Origin of the sequence: Porphyromonas crevioricanis, assembly GCF_900476255.1 — a bacterium.
In the GTDB taxonomy this organism is placed as follows: domain Bacteria; phylum Bacteroidota; class Bacteroidia; order Bacteroidales; family Porphyromonadaceae; genus Porphyromonas; species Porphyromonas crevioricanis.
The window spans coordinates 125,001-145,601 of the sequence record NZ_LS483447.1; the positions used below are offsets into that span (position 1 = coordinate 125,001).

The following is a 20,601-nucleotide window of genomic DNA, read 5'->3' on the forward strand; positions in this document are numbered from 1 at the left end:
CGGATTCTTCTCCTCTCGGACATGGACCTTAGCACCCATGCCCTCACTCCTGTAATATATGAACTGCGCATTCGGAGTTTGTCTGGACTTGATAGGCGGTGAAACCCTCGCATCCAATCAGTCGCTCTACCTCACAGTCAAAAAATACAAGGCTGCACCTAAATGCATTTCGGGGAGTACGAGCTATCTCCAAGTTTGATTAGCCTTTCACCCCTACCCTCAGTTCATTCGAAAGCTTTTCAACGCTTAACGATTCGATCCTCCAGTTAGTGTTACCTAACCTTCAACCTGACCAAGGGTAGATCACTTGGTTTCGCGTCTTCTCCATCCGACTATACGCTGTTTAAAACTCGCTTTCGCTACGGCTCCGGTGATTAACACCTTAACCTCGCCGAATAGAAAAACTCGTAGGTTCATTATGCAAAAGGCACGCAGTCACCAATATAATATCGGCTCCTACCGCTTGTAGGCAGACGGGTTCAGGATCTATTGCACTCCTCTGTTCGAGGTTCTTTTCACCTTTCCCTCACGGTACTGGTTCACTATCGGTCTCTCAGACATATTTAGCCTTACGGGATGGGCCCCGCTAATTCACGCAAGATTTCTCGTGTCCCGCGCTACTCAGGATACTCCTAAAACTCTAACCCAGCTTTAAAATACGGGACTATCACCCCCTATGGTGCGCATTTCCATACGCTTCTTCTAACTGTGTAAAATCTATATCGAAGTCCTATTACCCCCATATTGCAATCACAATATAGGTTTGGGCTAATCCCCGTTCGCTCGCCACTACTGAGGGAATCACTTTTGTTTTCTTTTCCTATGGGTACTAAGATGTTTCAGTTCCCCACGTTCGCCCTGCTTGTCGCAGTGTCAGACCTCCTGCCTGACGGGTTGCCCCATTCGGAAATCTGCGGGTCAATTCGTATGTGCCAATAACCGCAGCTTTTCGCAGCTTATCACGTCCTTCTTCGCTTCTGAGAGCCTAGGCATCCACCGTCTGCCCTTATCAAATTCGCCTTATGTGTGTGGTTAATCCTACACACGGGTTGTTTTCTTTTTGCTCTATTGTTTTTGTTCTATCATTACGTCAAAGATCGCTTCCCTATTAGAAGATCCTCCCCTAATAAGAAATGTGGAGAATATCGGATTCGAACCGATGACCCCCTGCTTGCAAAGCAGGTGCTCTAGCCAGCTGAGCTAATCCCCCGTAGTCCCAGGCAGAGTTGAACTGCCGACCTCTACATTATCAGTGTAGCGCTCTAACCAACTGAGCTATAGGACTGCATCGACTGCCTGAAAACACACGGAAAATAATAACGCCCATCTCCCAGTGGTCTCCATGATGTTAGCCACCTATACAAAACACTCTCCTATCCCCCCCCACGCTAAAATATTCACGCAGAAGACTCGATAAAATGAAAGAGCCCATAAACAGAACTAACACCTATATCGAAAATCATAGAAACAAAAGAGAGCACAAGTCGTCTTATACATAAAATCCTTCCCTGTGCAAACGTAACGAACTCCAGAAAGGAGGTGTTCCAGCCGCACCTTCCGGTACGGCTACCTTGTTACGACTTAGCCCCAGTCACCGGTATTACCCTAGGACGCCCCTCGCGGTTACGTACTTCAGGTACCCCCGACTCCCATGGCTTGACGGGCGGTGTGTACAAGGCCCGGGAACGTATTCACCGCGCCATGGCTGATGCGCGATTACTAGCGAATCCAGCTTCACAGAGTCGAGTTGCAGACTCCGATCCGAACTGGGATAGGGTTTGGAGATTCGCATCCGGTCGCCCGGTAGCTGCCCTTTGTCCCTACCATTGTAACACGTGTGTCGCCCCGGATGTAAGGGCCGTGCTGATTTGACGTCATCCACACCTTCCTCACGGCTTACGCCGGCAGTCTTATTAGAGTCCTCAGCTTAACCTGTTAGTAACTAATAATGTGGGTTGCGCTCGTTAGGGCACTTAAGCCGACACCTCACGGCACGAGCTGACGACAACCATGCAGCACCTACATAGATGCCCCGAAGGGATAACAACTCTCGCTGCCTGTCATCTATATTTCAATCCCGGGTAAGGTTCCTCGCGTATCATCGAATTAAACCACATGTTCCTCCGCTTGTGCGGGCCCCCGTCAATTCCTTTGAGTTTCATCGTTGCCGACGTACTCCCCAGGTGGATTACTTAACGCTTTCGCTAAGAAGCATACACTCATATCGCATACTCCGAGTAATCATCGTTTACGGCGTGGACTACCAGGGTATCTAATCCTGTTTGATACCCACGCTTTCGTGCTTCAGTGTCAGATATAGCCCGGTAAGCTGCCTTCGCAATCGGGGTTCTGTATGATATCTATGCATTTCACCGCTACACCATACATTCCGCCTACCTATTCTAATCTCTAGCTCTGCAGTTTCAACGGCATGCTAGGGGTTGAGCCCCCAGGTTTCACCACTGACTTACAAAACAACCTACGCACCCTTTAAACCCAATAAATCCGGATAACGCTCGCATCCTCCGTATTACCGCGGCTGCTGGCACGGAGTTAGCCGATGCTTATTCGCAGGGTACTTGCAATTAAATACGCGTATCTAATTTTACTCCCCTGAAAAAGAGGTTTACAATCCTTAGGACCGTCTGCCCTCACGCGACTTGGCTGGTTCAGGCTCTCGCCCATTGACCAATATTCCTCACTGCTGCCTCCCGTAGGAGTCTGGTCCGTGTCTCAGTACCAGTGTGGGGGATAAACCTCTCAGTTCCCCTATCCATCGTCGCCTTGGTGAGCCGTTACCTCACCAACTAGCTAATGGAACGCATGCCCATCTGTCAGTAATAAATCTTTCCTTATCCCCCCATGCAGAAGAATAAGTGTATCCAGTATTAGTCCGGCTTTCACCGGGTTATCCCAGTCTGACAGGTAGGTTGCATACGCGTTACGCACCCGTGCGCCGGTCGCCGGCATAAGTAGCAAGCTACTTACCCGATGCCCCTCGACTTGCATGTGTTAAGCCTATCGCTAGCGTTCATCCTGAGCCAGGATCAAACTCTCCATTGTTATCTTGTTTTGTTTGTTTTCCTGTTATATGCTCATTATCGTTCGCCTGGTTGGTTGTACTTGACGAAAGTCTCGTTTCCTTATATGACCCCCTCTATAATAATCACGTGAAAAAAACTTCACAGCCAAAATAAAGGAGAGGAAAAAAACATTCCTGTACTACACTTTTGTTCTATGAATATCGTCAAAGATCTCTTCGCTTTACCTAAACTCCCCTTTCCTAAGAATGCTCCCCGGCAAGCCAACCCTCTGGATCAGCTGCAAAAAGCCACTCAAAAAAAAGGAAAACCGAGTCCAACTTAAAAAAACAAGCAGCAGACCACTGTCAAAAAAAAGGAGTACACACTCCTCAAATAACAGCTCTATCGCCTTCTGCCATTCCTTTCAAGTGGCGCCCCGCTCGGGCTTAGCGAATGCAAAGATAAAACAGTTTTTCCTTCCAATCCAAATCAAATACCAAAATATTTGACGAAAGATTAGTCGAGAGAGGCCTAACAGACTTGAAATCAGCACGAAACAAAAACAAAACTTTTTCCCGGAAAAACAACTCCAAAACAAGAAATCAAGAAAAAGAGAAAAAAAACATGGAAACACATGAGATTATGAAAAAAGAAGCGAGAAGGGAGAAGCGAGAGAGGAGAAGCGAGAGAGGAGAGGCCTTGCCCAATCACCGGGCAGAAGTAATGGAAAAGGATTATGCGAAAGAAGGAAAAAGATCAGAAGAGGTACACATATACATGAGGTATACATATATGCATACAAGATGGAGAGAACATAGAGGAAAGAAGAAGAAAAAAGAGGGAGGTGTACAAAAATAAGAATTAGTGGAGCTTGAAAGGTGGGTATGCATAAAAAACAGATAGGCTATTGTACAGAGAAGAGAAAAACAGAAGGAGCATCGATTTGCAGTCAATGCCCCCAATCTTTTGTAGTATGCGATCCGTATCGGTTCTTGAGTACTTTCTTACCATCTACGATGTAGACTCCAGAAGGCAATTGATCGAATGGGATATTGATCTTCACTCCTTCGAAATTGTAGATGTTGCGGTGAATCGGAGTATCGGGACGAATATGCTCTATGTCAACTGTCCTTGGCCTGATTACCACAACGCCTTTAATGATGTTTCCAGATGCATCACATACGGCATGTTGTCCCTCATTCCATACAGCTCCTGCTGGCTCAGTAATGTAGCAATCCTTGAGCGTAAACGAAGCCAAGCCGGAAATAGACCCACCGCTACCTTCTGCCCCTACAGTAGAATTCTCGACAATAAGTTTGCCTTTTCCTGCGATGCCCCATCTACCTCTAACGTCTACACGACAGTGTGAGATTCTAAGAGTGGCATCCTTGTTTATAAGAAGGCCCGTACCTTCTTTCTCATCAATAGCAAGTGATCCAGAGCCATAAATTCCACAATTCTCATAAATATCCACCCACCTTGCCAAACGACATGTCCCATTTATCACGATTTTACTGGAGACTTTACAACAATGCTAGCCTTATTTCCCCCATCGATCGTAACATCTGTGAGAGTAAGAGTTCGGGTAATTGGAGAGTATTTGGCCGTTCCCGAAACACCTTCGATAGACGAAAGATCGCTGCAGTTACCCAGGATAATCTCAGTACCGGCTATATAGATGCCATATCTGGTTGTTGGCAGTTGTGCCACTGCCGGCGAGGCAAGCATCATACTGAACAGTGCAGCTATCGCCACAAACATGCTCTTCCTTGTTGAGGAGATTTTCATACCAATTGAGTAGTTAAATGATTTCATACTAATACTAATAATGAGTTATTAAGAGGTTTGATGCCAAATTGAATAGTCGAATTGTTAGATATTTTCTCTTTCCTCAAAAGGGCAAACAAGCCCTCCCCAAAAAAGTATCCCTCACTCCCTCCACTACAAAAGAAGGTCTGATGCAGGAACTCCTGCCACAAAGTTGAGCAATCAAAAGGATTTTCTTTTGTACTACTTGCACATCTTTTTGGACTATTTACGCATTCCAAATACTGACGATTTTGAAAAATCGCGCATAAAAACACTTATATAATTAACAATTAGCTTATTAGAATTGCAAATAACTTTTTGCTGTATTTCCTATGCTCAGGCTAAATCACCTATGGGGAGGCCCTCTTCCTCCTCTTCTCTCTGACATCTTGTCTACTACAAATTCAGGCTACAGAGCCCAGCGAACAAAGAAAAAAGAGCTATGTGAAAGTCTAACTTTCGACACAGCCCCATTTGAGTGTCTCTGAGTGCTCAAAATACAAGACAATAAGACTAGGGTAGAAAGAAGTGTATCGGAGCGTGGTACCAAAGTCGATTGTTGCAAGCATCTCAACAATTTGAGCATCATAACACATCTTCATCAGGAACTATTGCAATAGATTTCCGTAGATCTAAGTAAATTTTTCAAACTCAAAGGTGATATGTTTTGTTAAGCATCATGCTCGCAAAAAGAAGAGAAAAAACACCTGAAAAAGCAGCCAAATACAAGTGAACAAAAAAAACTCTCAAAGGCTTTACAATGACCGCCTAAAAGGCCGATGAATAGAGCGTTCTGGAAAGGTCGGTTTTTTCTCCTCAGAGAAATTTTGCTAACACAGGAGAAAAAGTTTGCTCTCACAGGAGAGAATTTTTGCTCGCTCCCCTGTTAGAAAAAAACAGCTCCATAGAGAACAAAAAAAACAAGAGAAAAACAGACTCAATAATACCCCAATTTCAAGAAAAAATACCAGAAAAAGAAAATGAAATTATAATATTCTTAGGAAAATTATATAGATACAAAAGAGATGCAAGAAGGAATAATCAGCAGAAAGAAAAAAGAGAAATCGTTCCCTACGATGACAGAATACAACATCCCCCCTCAAGGCCGATAATTTGTACTTTCGCAGAGTAGTCTTATATGGGCTACACATACTCCAAGAAATATCGCCAAAGATGCAGCACCCATACGCTACAACCGCCTCTTAAAGCTACTCTGCCCTTATGAAGCCCGCCAAACCAATCGCTTTTGTCATAAACCGAATAATAGAAGCAGCACCCGTCTACGTACTATACAACATAATAGCATACCTGCCAAAAAAACTATACCTCCCCATAATTATCGAATTGAGAGATAGCGCACCTTCCAGGGCAAACCTACGCCAACACTTCAAAGAACATGGATGCGAACTACTCACCCTTGGCTATAGTCTTTGGCAACTGGAACTACGGACAAAAAAGGTGAGTCGGCACATAAACGAAATACTCCAAGCAAGAAATATAGATCTGATACATACACATGGCTATCACCCCGACTTGGTAGCAGCGAACTTGCATGGGGAGTATCGACGAATAAGCACTCAACACAATATCGCAGGTGATAGCTTCCCGATAGTAAAGGGGAAACTGATCGGCTCTTATATGACGCATCGTCTCCTCTCGCAGTTATCTCGAATGCAAGCCGTCGTAGGGATCACCCAATCGACAACCAATTACTACAAAAAAAGATTAGGAACCGCTGTACACACTTATACCGTATCCAATGGAATAGACCCTCAACGCTTTGGGCAAATGGAAAATGTCGACACCAAGGCCGAGTGCCGCAAGAAACTGGGATTGTCCAACTCGACAACCGTTCTGGTGGCCGTTGGTCTCTACACTTCTCTGAAAAATCAGCCAACACTGATTCGAGCTGTGGGGCTGCTCAATAGTTCTAAGCGAATATCGGATGATCACCTTATCATTTTCCTCGGCAGTGGTATCATGCAGGAACGATGTCGATCTCTGGCACAGAGTTTGGGAGTTCGTGTTCGCTTCGATGGTCTGGTAAGTAATATGCCAGAATACTTCCGTGCAGCGGATATGCACGTTACGGCATCTCTTACAGAAGGCTTTGGCTTGACTGTGGTAGAAGCAATTGCCATGCGTTGTACAGTTGTATCCTCTGCGATTCCAGCTTTTGAAGAGATAACAGAGCGATTACCATCCATCAAACCTCTACACTTTGAGCCAACCGATGTCGAAGCCTGCGCCTTAGCAATAGAAAAAGCTCTTGACTATCAATTCGACGAAATAGAAGCACAGGACTTCACTCGCTACTACTCGGCTCCACGCATGGCAGAGGAGTATCATAAACTATACCAACAGCTCGAAAAAGGTCAGATAGAAGAGGCTGAAAAGTGATATATAGACAAGGTATTTTGTGCGAAATATAACCTCATTCTTGTCGGATAAACTCCGCATGAGAGCTGAAAGTTGCCTATATTTGTGATTCAACAAAGCCCTCTTATGGAAGACAATACAACTCTTGATTCCCCAAAGGACAACTCCTCAGTGGATGAAGTCGGAGACAATCTGCTCTCCCCCGAAGACACACAAACAAATACTCTCTTGGATCCGGATAGCTCGGATACAGCAGCTCAGCAAGCAGAAACCCCACTTGTGCTTCGCACGGAGAATTTGGTGAAGCGTTACCGCAATCGAACGGTGGTCAATCATGTATCTATCGAGTTGCATCAGGGAGAAATTGTAGGGGTATTGGGGCCAAATGGGGCCGGCAAGACAACTACATTTTATATGACGACCGGCCTGGTGGTTCCGAATGAAGGGCGAATATTCCTCAATGATACTGATATCACACAATATCCGGTATACAAGCGAGCCCAAGCCGGAATTGGTTACCTGGCACAGGAAGCATCTATTTTTCGCAAGCTCTCTGTCGAGGACAACATCAGAGCTGTTCTCGAAATGACAAACAAAAGCCCTCAGGAGCAACGCGAAAAGTTGGAAAGTTTGATTGCGGAATTCCACTTGGAGAAAGTGAGAAAGAACCATGGGAACAGATTATCCGGGGGAGAAAGACGACGTGCAGAGATAGCTCGTTGTCTGGCAATCGACCCCAAATTTATCATGCTTGATGAGCCTTTTGCCGGAGTAGACCCAATCGCAGTGCAGGATATACAGCATATTGTAGCCGGACTGAAAAACAAAAATATCGGGATACTCATCACTGACCACAATGTTTATGAAACACTCAGCATCACCGATAGAGCTTATTTGCTTTTCGAGGGGAAAGTCTTATTCCAAGGGACGGCTGAAGAATTGGCCGAGAACGAAATTGTGAGAGAAAAATATCTGGGTAAAGATTTTAAACTTAGACGAAAGCAATTCCTAAAGCAGTAAAAACAGCTCCCTCTCCTCTTTGTTGCATTCTCCGAAGCCTCTCCATACCGATATGCTACGAATATTATACCTCCTCTATTTCTGCCTAATAGCTTTTCCGCTCTTCACAGTATGCACAATCCTCTGCACCTTAGTCACAGTCATTGGTTGCAGTTTGGGCGGACGAAGGATATTTGCCTATTATCCAGGCATGATATGGTCCAAAGTGGCAATCATCCTCTCCGGCTGCCGAATAAAAGTACAAGGAAGGGAACATATTCGTCCGAAACAGAACTATGTAGTAGTAGCAAATCATCAGGGAGCATTCGATATCTTCATGATGTACGGACACTTGGGTATCCCTTTCCGCTGGGTGATGAAAGACGGCATCCGCAAAATTCCATTTGTCGGATTGGCCTGCCGATATGCTGGGTTCATCTTTGTGGACGACCGCAAACCCAGCTCCATACAATATACCATGCGGCAGGCAAAAAAGGTATTGAGCGAAAACACATCCATTTTCATATTTCCTGAAGGCAGCCGCACGACCAACGGGCGAATGGGGCGATTCAAAAAAGGGGCTATTCTGATGGCAGACGAATTGGATATACCACTCCTCCCTGTCTCAATCGAAGGCTCATATAAAACCCTTCCAATAGGGAAAGTTCTCCCCCGCCCTACCCTTCTGAAGCTTACAATCCATCCAGAGATGAAAGTATCCGATTTTGGTGAGAAACCACAAGCCTTTGTTGCAGCTGCAGAAGCAGCAAAAAGGAGTATTGCCTCAGCTCTTCCCTTGGAGCAGAACTAATAATGTTCCATAGGTTCTCTTCTCAGACAAAGGAAAAGAGCCTATTCTACTATACGAATCAAACAGAGGTCTTTTATCCACTCAAATCTTCCACAATATGCTCTACCAAAGTCGCTATCAGCAACACAGAATATTCGCAAACACACCTTTTCGTCTGACTGTAAAAACTCCATCAGGACAAGAAGGGGGATATATAGAAGTGGTATGTATAGCCGATAACTTTCTAAAAGTACTCCACACAGTGGTCGACCCGAAACACAGAGGAGGGGGCTTGGGCAGGGAACTGGTGGATTTAGCAGTGAGATATGCCGCAGAACATCGACTGAAACTCCTCTCAGCTTGCAACGATGCGGCCATGCTTATCCAGCGCAACGCCTCTCAACGGGCTCTCTCTGCTTCGGCTGAAGACATAGCCGACTACTTGCGCCCGATGCGCCAACCGGAAGAGAAAAAATATTTTGTAGAGCGAGTATTGGGGATCAAACCCGGAGAATACGGCTTTGGAGATCAGGTGTTACCTCTCACTTTACCACAACTGCGAAAATCGGAGCAGATACTTGGGCCTTTCTCCGAATCTCTCATCTCGGAACTACTATCCCACCCTATACATGATTTGCGACTTATTGCAGTCATTGGGCTTACCGGGATGTACAGAAAAAGCAAACTCCCGGAAGAAAGAGAACTCCTGCATCAGACCTATGTACAGCACTTCCCCGGGATAAACAATTGGGATCTGGTCGATCTCTCAGCCCCATATCTTATCGGAGACTATGCCCACAAGAAAGGGCAAGATTATACAGAGATATATTCTTTGTCTGCCAACTCGAATCTTTGGATCAAGCGTATCGGCATCGTTTCTACTCTGGGCCTAGTCCGGCAAGGCATCATAGCTCCGACTCTCCACGTTGTACAAGAAAATCTAAGCCACCCTCACCACCTTATACACAAAGCCATGGGCTGGGCCCTGCGGGAAGTCGGAAAGAAAGATGTGGATCAAATGATTTCCTTTATAGAACAATGGGGTTCGTTCATGCCTCGCACCACACTCCGCTATGCAATAGAGCGATTAGACCAGCCTACCCGGAAAAGGCTTCTCTCATTACGTTAATCCCCAGACGAATCTTCTCCTCTCCGTCATGGCATAAGCCCCTGAAGAGCTTAACAGAAGCAATTATGGGACGTAGGTATCGAGCAATTTGAGCCCCCCTTGTGTCTCTAATACAAACCCTCGAATCTGAGCCGGCAAAAGGAGAGTATCCCCACGATACAAGTTTGTGGAATAGCCTTGCAGATCCCTCAATACTCCTTCTCCTTCGACACACTGCAAGATCGTAAAACTATCGCGAAAAGAAAGGTCTACGGTTTGGCATCCTTGCGTCATTGACAGCAACGCAACAGAGAAGTATTCACAGCCAACCAAAGGTGACCGAAAACGCCCTTCAAAAATCTCATATTCAAGCTGATAACCTGACGTTGGGATAGAATAATCGATTGCCTTAGCAGCATAATCCGTATGCAATTCTCTATAATTGCCATCCTTGTCTTTGCGCATAAAATCATATATGCGGTAAGTCAAATCGGAGCTTTGCTGGATCTCCGCCAATAAACACCCTTTCCCGATAGAATGGATACGTCCGGGAGGAAGGAAGAAAACATCTCCTGCTTTTACTTCATGCCGGATCAAAACCTCCTCTATTGTTCCTTCGGCAATTCGTCTCCTGTACTCTTGTTCCGTGATGGGAGATTTCAATCCACAGTAAAGAGAGGCTCCGGGAGCAGCATCAATGATATACCACATCTCTGTCTTCCCTTTTGCCGATGGGCCATGCAACTGCTGCGCCAATCGATCATCCGGGTGCACTTGGATAGATAAGTCCTGCTGTGCATCAATGTACTTTATCAACAGAGGGAAGGAACCGGGGTATTGTGCGTAGACTTTCTCTCCCATAAAAACAGGACCGTAGAGACTTATCAATCTATCAAGCCGATAGCCTTTCAGAGAACCTTCTGCCACCACTGAACAATGCGCAGGCAACTGGGCAACCTCCCAAGACTCCCCATAGAGAGCTGCCGGGTCAGTTGCATCAAGGCCTTTGAACCTGGGCAGTCTCTGCCCTCCCCAAAGAACCTCCTTGAGATAAGGCTCAAAACGAAGCGGATAAAGCGGACAGGGAAGATGCATAAAAAGTCATTTGATTAAACAACAATGCCCCTTTGCAGACTACAATGTCTACTCCGAGGGCATTGGTGTGAGTTTTCGGGCTGTACAATACTCTATTTATTTACTCCTCTGCTAAACAGAGCAGAAAAGGGCAACCCGTGAATAGCTCTGTATGGAGCTTTACTCCATATTGGTGAATACGTTCTGCACATCTTCGTCTTCCTCGATTCTTTCGATCAATTTATCCACCTGCTCCCTTTGCTCATCGGTAACAGCTTTGGTGTCTTTCGGCATACGAACAAACTCGGCCGACTTGATCTCGTAACCATTCTCTTCGAGGTATTTCTGTATTGTGCTATTATCTGCGAAGTCACCATAAAGGATGATTTCATTTTCTTCCTCATCCTCCTCCAGCTCATTTACACCGAAGTCAATAAGCTCTAATTCCAAGCTCTCCAGATCTACATTCTCAGGTCTGGTGATATGGAATATACACTTATGATCGAAGAGGAACTCCAAGCTACCGCTCGTGCCGAGACTACCTCCATGCTTATTGAAGTAGCTACGGATATTGGCTACCGTACGTGTATTGTTGTCTGTTGCAGTCTCTACGAAAATAGCGATACCGTGTGGGCCATAGCCTTCGTAATTGATCTCCTTGTAATCCGTAAAGTCTTTCTCCGTTGCTTTCTTGATAGCTCGCTCTACGTTGTCCTTGGGCATGTTCTCCTTTTTTGCCGTCTGGATCAACACGCGAAGACGCGGATTGGTATCCGGGTCCGGTCCTCCGTCTTTAGCTGCAATTGTGATTTCCTTTCCCAGCTTAGTAAACACTCTGGCCATATTGCCCCAGCGTTTCATCTTTCTCGCCTTACGGTATTCAAATGCTCTTCCCATATCTATTATTTCGAAATGCTATATCGTTGTATTTTTATTACTGTCGCAGCTCATCTCAGACTGGCCCCTAATTGCTTATCCATGGCCTGAATCAGCTTGTTCATTATGGACTCGATCTGCTTCTCACTCATCGTCCTATTGTCATCCCTGAGATAGAAACTTACAGCATAACTCTTCTTTCCCTCGGGCAGGTGCTTACCTTCATAGACATCGAATAGCTCCACTCGCCTGAGTAGCTTTCGCTCGGTATTGCGTGCAACCTCCTGTATCCGAGCAAAGCTCACCTCTTTATCTATCAACAAAGCCAAATCTCGCTTCACTTCGGGATACTTAGGCAAAGAGTGAGCCTCGAATCCGGCCCGACGACTGCCTAACTCAAAAATAGCTTGCCAAGAAAGCTCTGCATAATAAACCTCAAAAGGAATATCCATGGCTTTTGTCACGGAAGGAGAGATAATCCCCCAAGTACCCAGATAGGTATTAGAGGCGTAAATATCCATACTGACCTTGTAGAGGTCTGAACCGCCTTCTCTCAACTCCAACTGCTCTGTATCCACGGCCGAACGCTTGAGTATGTTCATCACATGTGCCTTGATTTCAGACACTGATGAAGCCTCATCGGGATGTGCCCAAGAGCCACTTACTCGCTGTCCGGCAATCCACAGAGCCAAACGGGTCTCTTGCTGATAGCTCGACAAAACATCTGCCGAAGACTCGGACTTATCACTCGGGACAAAGCTGTAAACATTGCCCCACTCGAAGTAATAGAAGCGGTTAGCCTTGCGATGCTCGTTGCGAGAGAGAGACTGCAACCCCCCGAAAAGCAAGGTGGAGCGCATAACATCCAACTCATTGCTAAGCGGATTTATCAATCTCACCAAATGAGATTCGGGACAAGAATGTAAGTTGTGATAAAAAGATGAAGAAGTGAGCGAATTGCAGAGGATCTCATTAAATCCGGCACCTACAAGCTGCTCAGAAAGAATAGTAGACAAATTGTGTTGCCGATCTTCCTGCGATTCGTCACCAATGGAGATTGTCATCCGTCCGTCCAGCTCCACATTGTTGTAGCCATAGATGCGTAGGATCTCCTCGGCTACATCGACATCTCTTGTCACATCTGTGCGATAGCGAGGGACTTCGAGCTGTAGTGTGTCTCCCTGCCTATCCGCGATACGGATCTCCAATGCTTCCAAGATGGTCTCAACCTCCGGCTGAGGGATCTTCTTTCCGATCAGACGATCCAGCCAACTAAGGCTCAATGCAACCTTGTGAGGTTCCTGCTTCACGGAATATATATCGGTTACAGCCGAGGTTATCTGTCCTCCGGCTATCTCCTGAATCAAAGCTGCGGCTCTCAGCAAAGCTCGGTGCGTATTATTGGCATCCAAACCTCGCTCGAAGCGGAAAGAGGCATCCGAATTGATGCCCAAGCGACGGGCTGTCTTGCGAACGCTCGTTGGATGGAAGTTGGCCGCCTCAATTAGCACAGAGGCTGTGCGCTCGGTAGTACCTGACTCCAAGCCACCAAGCACTCCGGCAATACACAGAGGCTCGTCTCGGCCGGAAGCTATGATAATATCGTCGGCGGTAAGCTTACGCTCTACCCCATCGAGAGTAACAAAGCTCTCTCCCTCCTGGGCCAAACGCACAACAACACCTCCGTCTACCATATCGGCATCATAGCAATGCAAAGGCTGTCCCAACTCGTGCAAAACGAAATTGGAAATATCCACGATATTATTGATCGGCTTGAGCCCTATTGCCCGAATTGTATTTGCCAACCAAGTAGGACTCTCTCCCACCCGTACGCCATCTATTCTCAGCATCTCAAAACGTGGGCATAGCTCCGCCGGACAGGCTATCTCAACCGGAACAGTAGGTTTTTCGGGGATGATCAACTCCGGCAACTCCGGGTATTGAGCACGCACAACCTTACCCGTATGAGCAGTAAGATAAGCAGCCAAATCCCTTGCTACTCCGTAGTGCGAAGTGGCATCTACCCTGTTGGGAGTAATATCCACCTCAATCACATAATCTGTCTCCACCCTATAGAACTCTGCAGCAGGCATACCGGGGTATACCTCCTCTGCCGGTAGAGAAATTATTCCGGAACAGGACTTCCCAACACCTATTTCGCTCTCCGAACAGATCATCCCAAAGCTATCCACTCCACGCAGGCGAGACTTCTTGATCAGAAATGGATTGGCCTGATCTTGCCCCAATATCGTACCGATAGTGGCCACAACAACGTACAAACCGGCAGCTACATTAGGAGCTCCGCAAACGATCTGCAAGGGGGTATCCAGACCTACATCCACCGAGGTCACATGCAAGTGAGTACTATCGGGATGAGGCTCACAAGTCAAGACATGCCCCACGACCAAGCCCTTGAGGCCTCCGGGGATCGATTCGACCTGATTGACACCGGACACTTCAAGACCGATGGAAGTAAGAATCTCGGAAAGTTCGTTAGGACTTAAATCTATATCGATATACCGCCGAAGACGGTTGTATGAAATATTCATGTGTAGTGCGATACTTCTATTTATTGCGGTACAAATTTAGCTATTTATTCCGTTCTCTTTCATCGAGTCAAACCCGGTCCGATGAGTCTGCAAAAGAGACTTGACAAAGAGGCCAAAGGGGCTGATAAATACCAACTTAATTGTACCGGTTCATTGCCCGATCTATACCCTCAAGGCAAAAGCTACGGACAATCTCCACAACCTTATCCAAAGCCGGGTTCATCTCGGTAAGCTCTCCCTCGGAAAATTGCCCGAGGACATAATCGATTTGCCCTCCTCGAGGGTAGTCATTGCCAATCCCAAAGCGCAATCTGGGATAAGCCTGCGTACCCAATAACTGAGCTATATTTTTCAGGCCATTGTGCCCGGCATCACTTCCGGAGGCCTTCAATCTCAATTTTCCGAAAGGCAAGGCCAAATCATCAAGCAATATCAATATCCGCTCTATGGGGATCTTCTCTTGCTGCGCCCAATATCGGACGGCATTGCCACTCAGATTCATATAGGTATTCGGCTTCAGCAATATCAATTCGGCATTTTTTATCCTCATGCGAGCTATCGCCCCATAACGCTCCTCCTTAAATAATGCGCCAACCGTCTCAGCAATAGCGTTCACCATGCGAAAGCCAATATTATGTCTGGTACCACAGTATTCGGCCCCGATATTTCCAAGTCCTACTATCAAATACTTCATCTTATCGACAAATGGATCTTGTCTTTTCTATCAAAATCAAAAAAAAGAACGAGGCTGCCCTCGAAAAGCAATACACTTTTCATAGACAGCCTCCAAAAACATTTCCTTGGGCAAATCTTCATCCTCATCTTCTCGAAGAGAGAGGACAAGGAGATCTGTCAGGTCAGAAAAAATTACTCTTCCGTAGCTTCTTCTTCCTCATCAGTAGCCTCCATCATGGCGGCACGAGCTGCACCTTGCGCTGCACGAGTGAGTTTCACTGCACATACAACTGCGTTCTTCGCATTCATCAACTCCAAGCCTTCAAAAGCAAGCTCTCCAACTTGGATTGTCTTGCCGAGACCCAATTTGGTAACATCGATAACCAAATTTTCAGGAATAGACGAATAAACAGCTTTTACACGCAGACGACGCATATCGAGCTGGAGCTTACCACCGGCTTTCACACCGACAGAGTGTCCCTTGAGTACCACCGGCACTTCCATAACCACAGGCTTGTTCTCAGATACACGAAGCAAATCCATGTGCAAAATACGGTCGTTTACCGGGTGGAACTGAATATCCTTCATGATACACTTGCAAGACTGGCCATTTACATCCAGATTGATCAAAAAGATCTCCGGGCTATAAACCAACTTGCGTACAGCCTCCTGCGTAATTACCAAATGCTGCACTTCTCCCTCCCCGTAAAGTACGGCAGGAATTTCATTGCTCACACGAAGAGCCTTGGAGGCTTTCTTACCAAGATCCGTACGAGGATTGGCTTTCAGGTTAAATTCTTTCATTCTTGTCTGTTTTTTGTGTTACTCAAAATTAGCTTTACCTAATCTCCCATCACACGGAGGGATATCAGACTTTTATCTCAAAAGTGGCGCAAAGATAGGTTTTCCCTTCTTTCCAGATAAAACCCGACTCCTAAGAAGTCTATTATGCCTCTGCGCTATCTTCTATATTTTCTTTAGCAACCAAGTCTTTGTATTCGTCTTGGCTCAATGTCTTTTCATCCAGTGTCACCTCGGATTGGATACGGCGTGCCAAAAGCATATCCGTAGCTCGGAGATATACGTGCTCACTCTGCTCTCTGTTTTGCAACATTTCGGCAGCATACTTGTCTATCAAATCCTGCGGAGCTCTCGACAAGCCATATTGGGCAAAGCGTGCCTGCGTGATCTTGCGAGCAAGGGCCATAAGCTCATCTTTGTTCGGCTTGACATCATACTTCTCAGCCAACTTATCTCTCAGAAGACTTTCTGTGAGGGCTGGGAGCATCTTGTCTACTTCGGCACTTGCGTCCTCGCTTGTCTTTTTCTCATCGCGCTTCTGATTGGCATACCAGCGTTTGAGTAAATCCAGAGGATAAACAGCAGATTGATTCTTATCTGCCAGATATTTATACATGTCTACCTGGAACTTATAATCCCCTTCCTCTCTCAACTGACGCTCCATATCGGTGCGAATCCAATTGCGCATAGAGGCTTCGTCTGTCACATCTTCCTGTTCAGCGAATACGGTCTTGAAGAACTCTTCGTTGAATTCGGGATCTTTCTTCCGTGAGATAGATGCAATCTCAAAAGCAAACTCGACATCTTTACACCGCTCTACTTCTTTGCGGTCGATGCCCAAGAGAGAAGAAAGCTCGAAGGCGTTTCCTTCATAAGCCTTGTACAAATCGAGTGTGAGCACCGTGTTGCGCTTCACTGAGGCAAACTTGGCTTTCTCAGTCTCATCTTTCATAAACTGAGGGAACAAGACGGCATTTTCTTTCTCTATACCACCGTCTTTGGGCTGTCCATTTTCCAACTGTGTGAGGCGTCCCTTAACGATGTCTCCCTCCTCGTAAGAATCAGCATCGACAGAAACCTTATTCTGCTCGCGTATATGCTGAACTTGCTCGTCTATATCGGCATCGGAAACAGAGATATTATAGAAGACGATCTTATCTTCCTTGCCCAAGTTTATATCCAACTTCGGAGCAATGGCAACATCGAAATCAAACTTGAAATCCTGCAGGCCTTCCATATCCTGATCCGAATATTCTTGTTTGATCATCGGCTCTCCGAGAACATGTATCTTCTCTTCGCGAATATAGTTGTACATGGCCTCTCCGACTTTTCTGTTGATCTCCTCGATCTTAACAGCAAGACCGAATCTCTTCTTTACCAAGCTCAGAGGTACATGGCCTTTCCTAAATCCCGGCATATCTACCTTAGACCTGTGAGAGCGAAGTGACTTCTCTACCTCGGCCTCATAATCCTGCTGGGCCAACTCTACTGTCAGTACGGCTTGTACATCATCCGTGTACTTAATATTTACATTCATATATTCTCCTACTTGTTGTATTCCAAATACAAAATATCCAAGCATTATCGACCAGGAGCTCAGCCTCCGGCCGACAATAGCTCGGCAAAGGTACACAATATCAACCGACTAATAAAGCGACAGTCTCACGAACCGGCAAAAGCCCAGTTTGTGAGACTGTCGCTCTAAATTCAAGTATGTGTATCTCCTATATAGATAAAGTATCAGCAACCACAACTACAGCCACCGCCACAACCTCCGCCACAGGAGCCACCTTCTTCTCCGCAGCCACAACTTGACTCATGTTCGTCACCGCAACCACAGCTGCAACCACCATGATTGTTGAAGAACTGTGCATTGTCTTCGGCTGTAGCCTCTCGTACCTCCAAGACCTCTCCTACGAAGTGCAGGTAATTATTGGCCAACGGATGATTGAAATCCATTACCACTACATCATCCTTTACTTCGACCACTTTGCCCACGAGCATATTCCCCTCGCTGTCATTCATAGGCAAGGTGTTACCCGGGAATACGTTTTCAGCATCAAATTCTTCCTTATCATTCTGAAAGATTTTCTTGGGCAAATCAATGATGTATTCCTTATTGGTCATTCCGTAGGCTTCCTCCGGGCTCAACTCGAAATCGAACTTGTCTCCCACTTTCAGGTTCTGCATTTTCTTCTCGAAAGCCTCCAGCATTAGCCCCATGCCATGGATATAAGCCATGGGCTTCTCGGCTGTTGCCTGCTCCACAAGCTGACGCTCTTCCTGCTCACCTGCAAAGAGTTCATACTTGCAGGCTACAAACAAATTGTTGGATATTGTCTTCATCCTAAATCTTCTTTTCGTTTTGATTCAATTACCTGGCTATCAATAACTCTTCGTGCTTTTCTTAGACTGCATCCTCTCACTTTGCAGTGACATACAGTTCCTTGCACGATCTAGATAGCTCGGCGCAAAGATAATACTATATATGGAGTGAAACATGAGGAGCTAGCTTAGCCCTATTGCAGCATCAAAACAGCCGAACCAAGCATAATGGCGATACCAAAACTTACCAATGTGCCTATCAGAACATATTCTGTCGTTCGTATTTCACGGGCCTTGTTCAACTCCCCAAATCTGAAAATAGACTTTGCAGCCAAAAGGAAACCTACCCCTTCTATACTCTCAGTCAGGATAAAAGTCAGGATGAGCAAACGTTCCAAATATCCAATCCACTTCCCTGCATTCGGAAGAGATTTATCCTTCAACTCCTGTGGCGTCCATTTCGCAATAAACAGTCCCAAAAGAATGGAGGATGGCTGCAGAACAAGCAGATATGCGATGGCAATGAGCCATACTTTGGGCGTATTCCACTCCATGGGAAGTTGAGAGAGGGTAAATCCTTCGGCAAAGAACACAAGCCATAAGACAAGGATCACGGCAACGTGTACCACCTGATCCAAGAGGAAAGCTGTTATAGTCTGTCTCATTTTCGTGGCTTTGAACCAATCCATTCCGAAATGGGTAAAGAAGATGATAAGAGGGAGCAGGTAATTCGTCCACTGTGCCACGAATAGGTAGGCTAATACAGCATGAATAAAGCTGTGCAGCAGAAGGTAGTCAAAACCTTTACGTCCTCCCGCACTTTTCCCCTTGGATAGTTTGTCCGACTGCAATGCAAAATCGGCAAGGACATGGGCGAAAAGCAGTCGTAATAGTACTATCATGTTCATTTATTGATCTCTTTAAGGATTAGTTTCTGATAACGCTCCAAGTATTTCTTGATCAAGTTTTCCTTGGCAGTACCCAAAAGTTTACTTATTGTTTGAGGGGATTTGTCAATCCGAGAAGCGATTTCTTTCTGAGTAATATCATGCAATAATACGAGGTAGATTACCTCTGCTTGGGCTTGCGTCCATCCCGAAATAATGTCATCGGCAAAAGCTGTACTGACCGATAGCTCTTCATTGATATGCTCCCACCTCGTACGCAAAGTAAGTCTCTTTTTCTTGATGTCATCCATTTCCCTTCCGGAGAAATGAAAGGCTTCTCCATCCGAGACTAAGATATTGTCTGATAGGAAACTGACCTCTCCTATACCTATAGACACACGGGCATCCCAGCGTCTCTTACTCTCCTGAGGTGTGCGACTTACCAAGCCTGCTCGAAAAAGGATGGCCACCAGCAATGTTTTTTCTGGTTGTTCCACCAAAAGCTGAAAACTGTCTCCCCGAAAAAACTCTATCTGCAAATCCGAGACCTCTTTCAAGTCCTCAGCTATTTCCTGCATAGTGAGTAATAGCTTCTCTCTCCATTCCAGCTGAATGGATGAGGAAGAAACAATATCTCCAGTAATAACTCCTTTTATTTTCATGTAGCAACCTCTGAGGATTATACATTATTCTGCCACAAAAGTAGCACATAAGATTGACAAATCAGCCTAATCAGGTTGATTTAATCAAATCAGCATAAAAGAGTTGTTATCCAAGAATCACCCAAATAAGGGAGGCTTTCCATAAATAAAAGAAGTGTCATCAGGGATGGGAGGTAATACCATCAATATCCATAGCGATGCCGCAAGTACAGCGTTACATAAAGCTGCTAATAGTCATATTTACTTTGGCTTACTCTTGCCCACACGGGCCCAACATGGCAGGGAGCTTCGATCTGCAATTGTTTGGGTGAAAGCTCCTATTTTACGCTCTCGAAATAAACATGTTTTGTAAATATTCGATCGCAGAAAAAAGAGGAAAAAGAGAGGGAAAAAGAGGCTATGCATACAGATAAATGGGTAGCCTTTTATGCGTTCTGAAAGACCTTCCAGAACACCGATGAATAGAGCGTTTTGGAGAGGTCAAATTTCTCTCCTGAGAAAAAATTTGCTCTCACAGGAGAAAAATTTTGCTCTCACAGGAGAGAATTTTCGCTCTCTCCCGTGTCAGCAAAAAACAGCTCCTATGGACATCAAAAAAAGAGCAGGAAAACCCACTCCGAAGGACCGCAATCCGAGTATAAAAG

At 45.7% G+C, this 20,601-nt stretch carries 17 protein-coding genes, 2 tRNA genes and 2 rRNA genes (1 of these 21 cut by a window edge); 6 read left to right on the plus strand and 15 right to left on the minus strand.

What is annotated here, in order from left to right; genetic code table 11:
* The 4 genes from DQN70_RS00555 to DQN70_RS00570 form a co-directional block, all read right to left on the minus strand.
* Positions 1–1,020, minus strand: a 23S ribosomal RNA gene (locus tag DQN70_RS00555) (it extends 1,858 nt beyond the left edge of the window).
* A gap of 116 nt (positions 1,021–1,136) precedes the next feature.
* A tRNA-Ala gene (locus DQN70_RS00560) sits at positions 1,137–1,210 on the minus strand.
* A gap of 1 nt (position 1,211) precedes the next feature.
* Positions 1,212–1,285, minus strand: a tRNA-Ile gene (locus tag DQN70_RS00565).
* A 247-nt stretch (positions 1,286–1,532) separates the two neighbouring features.
* Positions 1,533–3,063 (minus strand): 16S ribosomal RNA (locus DQN70_RS00570).
* The 16S and 23S rRNA genes sit together here with 2 tRNA genes alongside, the layout of an rRNA operon.
* 500 nt (positions 3,064–3,563) lie before the next feature.
* On the opposite strand from DQN70_RS00570, the gene DQN70_RS00575 reads away from it, so the two are divergent.
* Positions 3,564–3,881, plus strand: a complete 318-nt coding sequence (locus tag DQN70_RS00575; RefSeq protein ID WP_111759307.1) for a hypothetical protein — start codon at positions 3,564–3,566, stop codon at positions 3,879–3,881.
* 91 nt (positions 3,882–3,972) lie between these two features.
* Here the strand turns inward: DQN70_RS00575 and DQN70_RS00580 are convergent, their stop codons facing one another.
* Both DQN70_RS00580 and DQN70_RS00585 read right to left on the minus strand, forming a co-directional pair.
* Complete coding sequence (locus DQN70_RS00580; protein WP_036888029.1) at positions 3,973–4,530, minus strand: hypothetical protein; 558 nt, start codon at positions 4,528–4,530, stop codon at positions 3,973–3,975.
* Positions 4,527–4,838: a hypothetical protein gene (locus DQN70_RS00585; RefSeq protein WP_145980583.1), complete on the minus strand. Its 312-nt coding sequence runs from the start codon at positions 4,836–4,838 to the stop codon at positions 4,527–4,529. Before DQN70_RS00585 ends, DQN70_RS00580 begins: the two co-directional genes overlap by 4 nt.
* Before the next feature lie 865 nt (positions 4,839–5,703).
* Here DQN70_RS00585 and DQN70_RS09460 point away from each other — a divergent pair.
* The 5 genes from DQN70_RS09460 (at position 5,704) to DQN70_RS00610 (ending at position 10,129) form a co-directional block, all read left to right on the plus strand.
* Positions 5,704–5,964 carry a hypothetical protein gene (locus tag DQN70_RS09460; RefSeq protein ID WP_036887659.1) on the plus strand — a complete coding sequence of 87 codons (261 nt, stop codon included), beginning with the start codon at positions 5,704–5,706 and terminating at the stop codon, positions 5,962–5,964.
* 89 nt (positions 5,965–6,053) lie between these two features.
* Positions 6,054–7,232, plus strand: a complete 1,179-nt coding sequence (locus DQN70_RS00595; RefSeq protein WP_111759308.1) for a glycosyltransferase family 4 protein — start codon at positions 6,054–6,056, stop codon at positions 7,230–7,232.
* 105 nt (positions 7,233–7,337) lie between these two features.
* On the plus strand, positions 7,338–8,231 hold the full coding sequence (lptB, locus tag DQN70_RS00600; RefSeq protein WP_023939544.1) for an LPS export ABC transporter ATP-binding protein: 894 nt from the start codon (positions 7,338–7,340) through the stop codon (positions 8,229–8,231).
* A gap of 52 nt (positions 8,232–8,283) precedes the next feature.
* Positions 8,284–9,021 (plus strand): lysophospholipid acyltransferase family protein, encoded by a 738-nt coding sequence (locus DQN70_RS00605; RefSeq protein ID WP_036888481.1) that lies wholly within the window; start codon positions 8,284–8,286, stop codon positions 9,019–9,021.
* A gap of 97 nt (positions 9,022–9,118) precedes the next feature.
* Positions 9,119–10,129, plus strand: a complete 1,011-nt coding sequence (locus tag DQN70_RS00610; protein WP_023939545.1) for a GNAT family N-acetyltransferase — start codon at positions 9,119–9,121, stop codon at positions 10,127–10,129.
* A 63-nt stretch (positions 10,130–10,192) separates the two neighbouring features.
* On the opposite strand, the gene DQN70_RS00615 is transcribed toward DQN70_RS00610, so the two are convergent.
* The 9 genes from DQN70_RS00615 to DQN70_RS00655 form a co-directional block, all read right to left on the minus strand.
* The gene (locus tag DQN70_RS00615) at positions 10,193–11,203 is read right to left on the minus strand and encodes a type I phosphomannose isomerase catalytic subunit (protein ID WP_023939546.1); all 1,011 of its coding nucleotides are present in this window, start codon (positions 11,201–11,203) and stop codon (positions 10,193–10,195) included.
* A gap of 159 nt (positions 11,204–11,362) precedes the next feature.
* A complete protein-coding gene (locus tag DQN70_RS00620; RefSeq protein ID WP_023935907.1) occupies positions 11,363–12,079 on the minus strand; it encodes a YebC/PmpR family DNA-binding transcriptional regulator in 717 nt (238 codons plus the stop codon).
* Between the two features lie 50 nt (positions 12,080–12,129).
* Entirely contained in the window at positions 12,130–14,607 is a 2,478-nt protein-coding gene (gene pheT, locus DQN70_RS00625; protein WP_023935909.1) for a phenylalanine--tRNA ligase subunit beta, read from the minus strand.
* A gap of 136 nt (positions 14,608–14,743) precedes the next feature.
* Positions 14,744–15,301, minus strand: a complete 558-nt coding sequence (gene pth / locus DQN70_RS00630) for an aminoacyl-tRNA hydrolase (protein ID WP_023935911.1) — start codon at positions 15,299–15,301, stop codon at positions 14,744–14,746.
* Positions 15,302–15,474: 173 nt separating this feature from the next.
* Positions 15,475–16,086, minus strand: coding sequence for a 50S ribosomal protein L25/general stress protein Ctc (locus tag DQN70_RS00635; RefSeq protein WP_023935915.1), 612 nt, complete (start codon positions 16,084–16,086; stop codon positions 15,475–15,477).
* A 142-nt stretch (positions 16,087–16,228) separates the two neighbouring features.
* On the minus strand, positions 16,229–17,620 hold the full coding sequence (locus DQN70_RS00640) for a trigger factor (RefSeq protein WP_023939549.1): 1,392 nt from the start codon (positions 17,618–17,620) through the stop codon (positions 16,229–16,231).
* A 203-nt stretch (positions 17,621–17,823) separates the two neighbouring features.
* The gene (locus DQN70_RS00645) at positions 17,824–18,429 is read right to left on the minus strand and encodes an FKBP-type peptidyl-prolyl cis-trans isomerase (RefSeq protein WP_023935920.1); all 606 of its coding nucleotides are present in this window, start codon (positions 18,427–18,429) and stop codon (positions 17,824–17,826) included.
* 173 nt (positions 18,430–18,602) lie between these two features.
* Positions 18,603–19,316: a DUF3307 domain-containing protein gene (locus DQN70_RS00650; RefSeq protein ID WP_023935922.1), complete on the minus strand. Its 714-nt coding sequence runs from the start codon at positions 19,314–19,316 to the stop codon at positions 18,603–18,605.
* A complete protein-coding gene (locus tag DQN70_RS00655; protein ID WP_023935924.1) occupies positions 19,313–19,957 on the minus strand; it encodes a MarR family transcriptional regulator in 645 nt (214 codons plus the stop codon). Before DQN70_RS00655 ends, DQN70_RS00650 begins: the two co-directional genes overlap by 4 nt.
* Positions 19,958–20,601 lie beyond the last annotated feature (644 nt).

Coding starts and splice junctions, on each gene's coding strand:
- DQN70_RS00585 (WP_145980583.1), bottom strand. CDS start 4,838: ATGAAATCATTTAACTACTCAATTGGTATGAAAATCTCCTCAACAAGG.
- DQN70_RS00595 (WP_111759308.1), top strand. CDS start 6,054: ATGAAGCCCGCCAAACCAATCGCTTTTGTCATAAACCGAATAATAGAA.
- lptB (WP_023939544.1), top strand. CDS start 7,338: ATGGAAGACAATACAACTCTTGATTCCCCAAAGGACAACTCCTCAGTG.
- DQN70_RS00605 (WP_036888481.1), top strand. CDS start 8,284: ATGCTACGAATATTATACCTCCTCTATTTCTGCCTAATAGCTTTTCCG.
- DQN70_RS00610 (WP_023939545.1), top strand. CDS start 9,119: ATGCTCTACCAAAGTCGCTATCAGCAACACAGAATATTCGCAAACACA.
- DQN70_RS00615 (WP_023939546.1), bottom strand. CDS start 11,203: ATGCATCTTCCCTGTCCGCTTTATCCGCTTCGTTTTGAGCCTTATCTC.
- DQN70_RS00620 (WP_023935907.1), bottom strand. CDS start 12,079: ATGGGAAGAGCATTTGAATACCGTAAGGCGAGAAAGATGAAACGCTGG.
- pheT (WP_023935909.1), bottom strand. CDS start 14,607: ATGAATATTTCATACAACCGTCTTCGGCGGTATATCGATATAGATTTA.
- pth (WP_023935911.1), bottom strand. CDS start 15,301: ATGAAGTATTTGATAGTAGGACTTGGAAATATCGGGGCCGAATACTGT.
- DQN70_RS00635 (WP_023935915.1), bottom strand. CDS start 16,086: ATGAAAGAATTTAACCTGAAAGCCAATCCTCGTACGGATCTTGGTAAG.
- DQN70_RS00640 (WP_023939549.1), bottom strand. CDS start 17,620: ATGAATGTAAATATTAAGTACACGGATGATGTACAAGCCGTACTGACA.
- DQN70_RS00645 (WP_023935920.1), bottom strand. CDS start 18,429: ATGAAGACAATATCCAACAATTTGTTTGTAGCCTGCAAGTATGAACTC.
- DQN70_RS00650 (WP_023935922.1), bottom strand. CDS start 19,316: ATGAACATGATAGTACTATTACGACTGCTTTTCGCCCATGTCCTTGCC.
- DQN70_RS00655 (WP_023935924.1), bottom strand. CDS start 19,957: ATGAAAATAAAAGGAGTTATTACTGGAGATATTGTTTCTTCCTCATCC.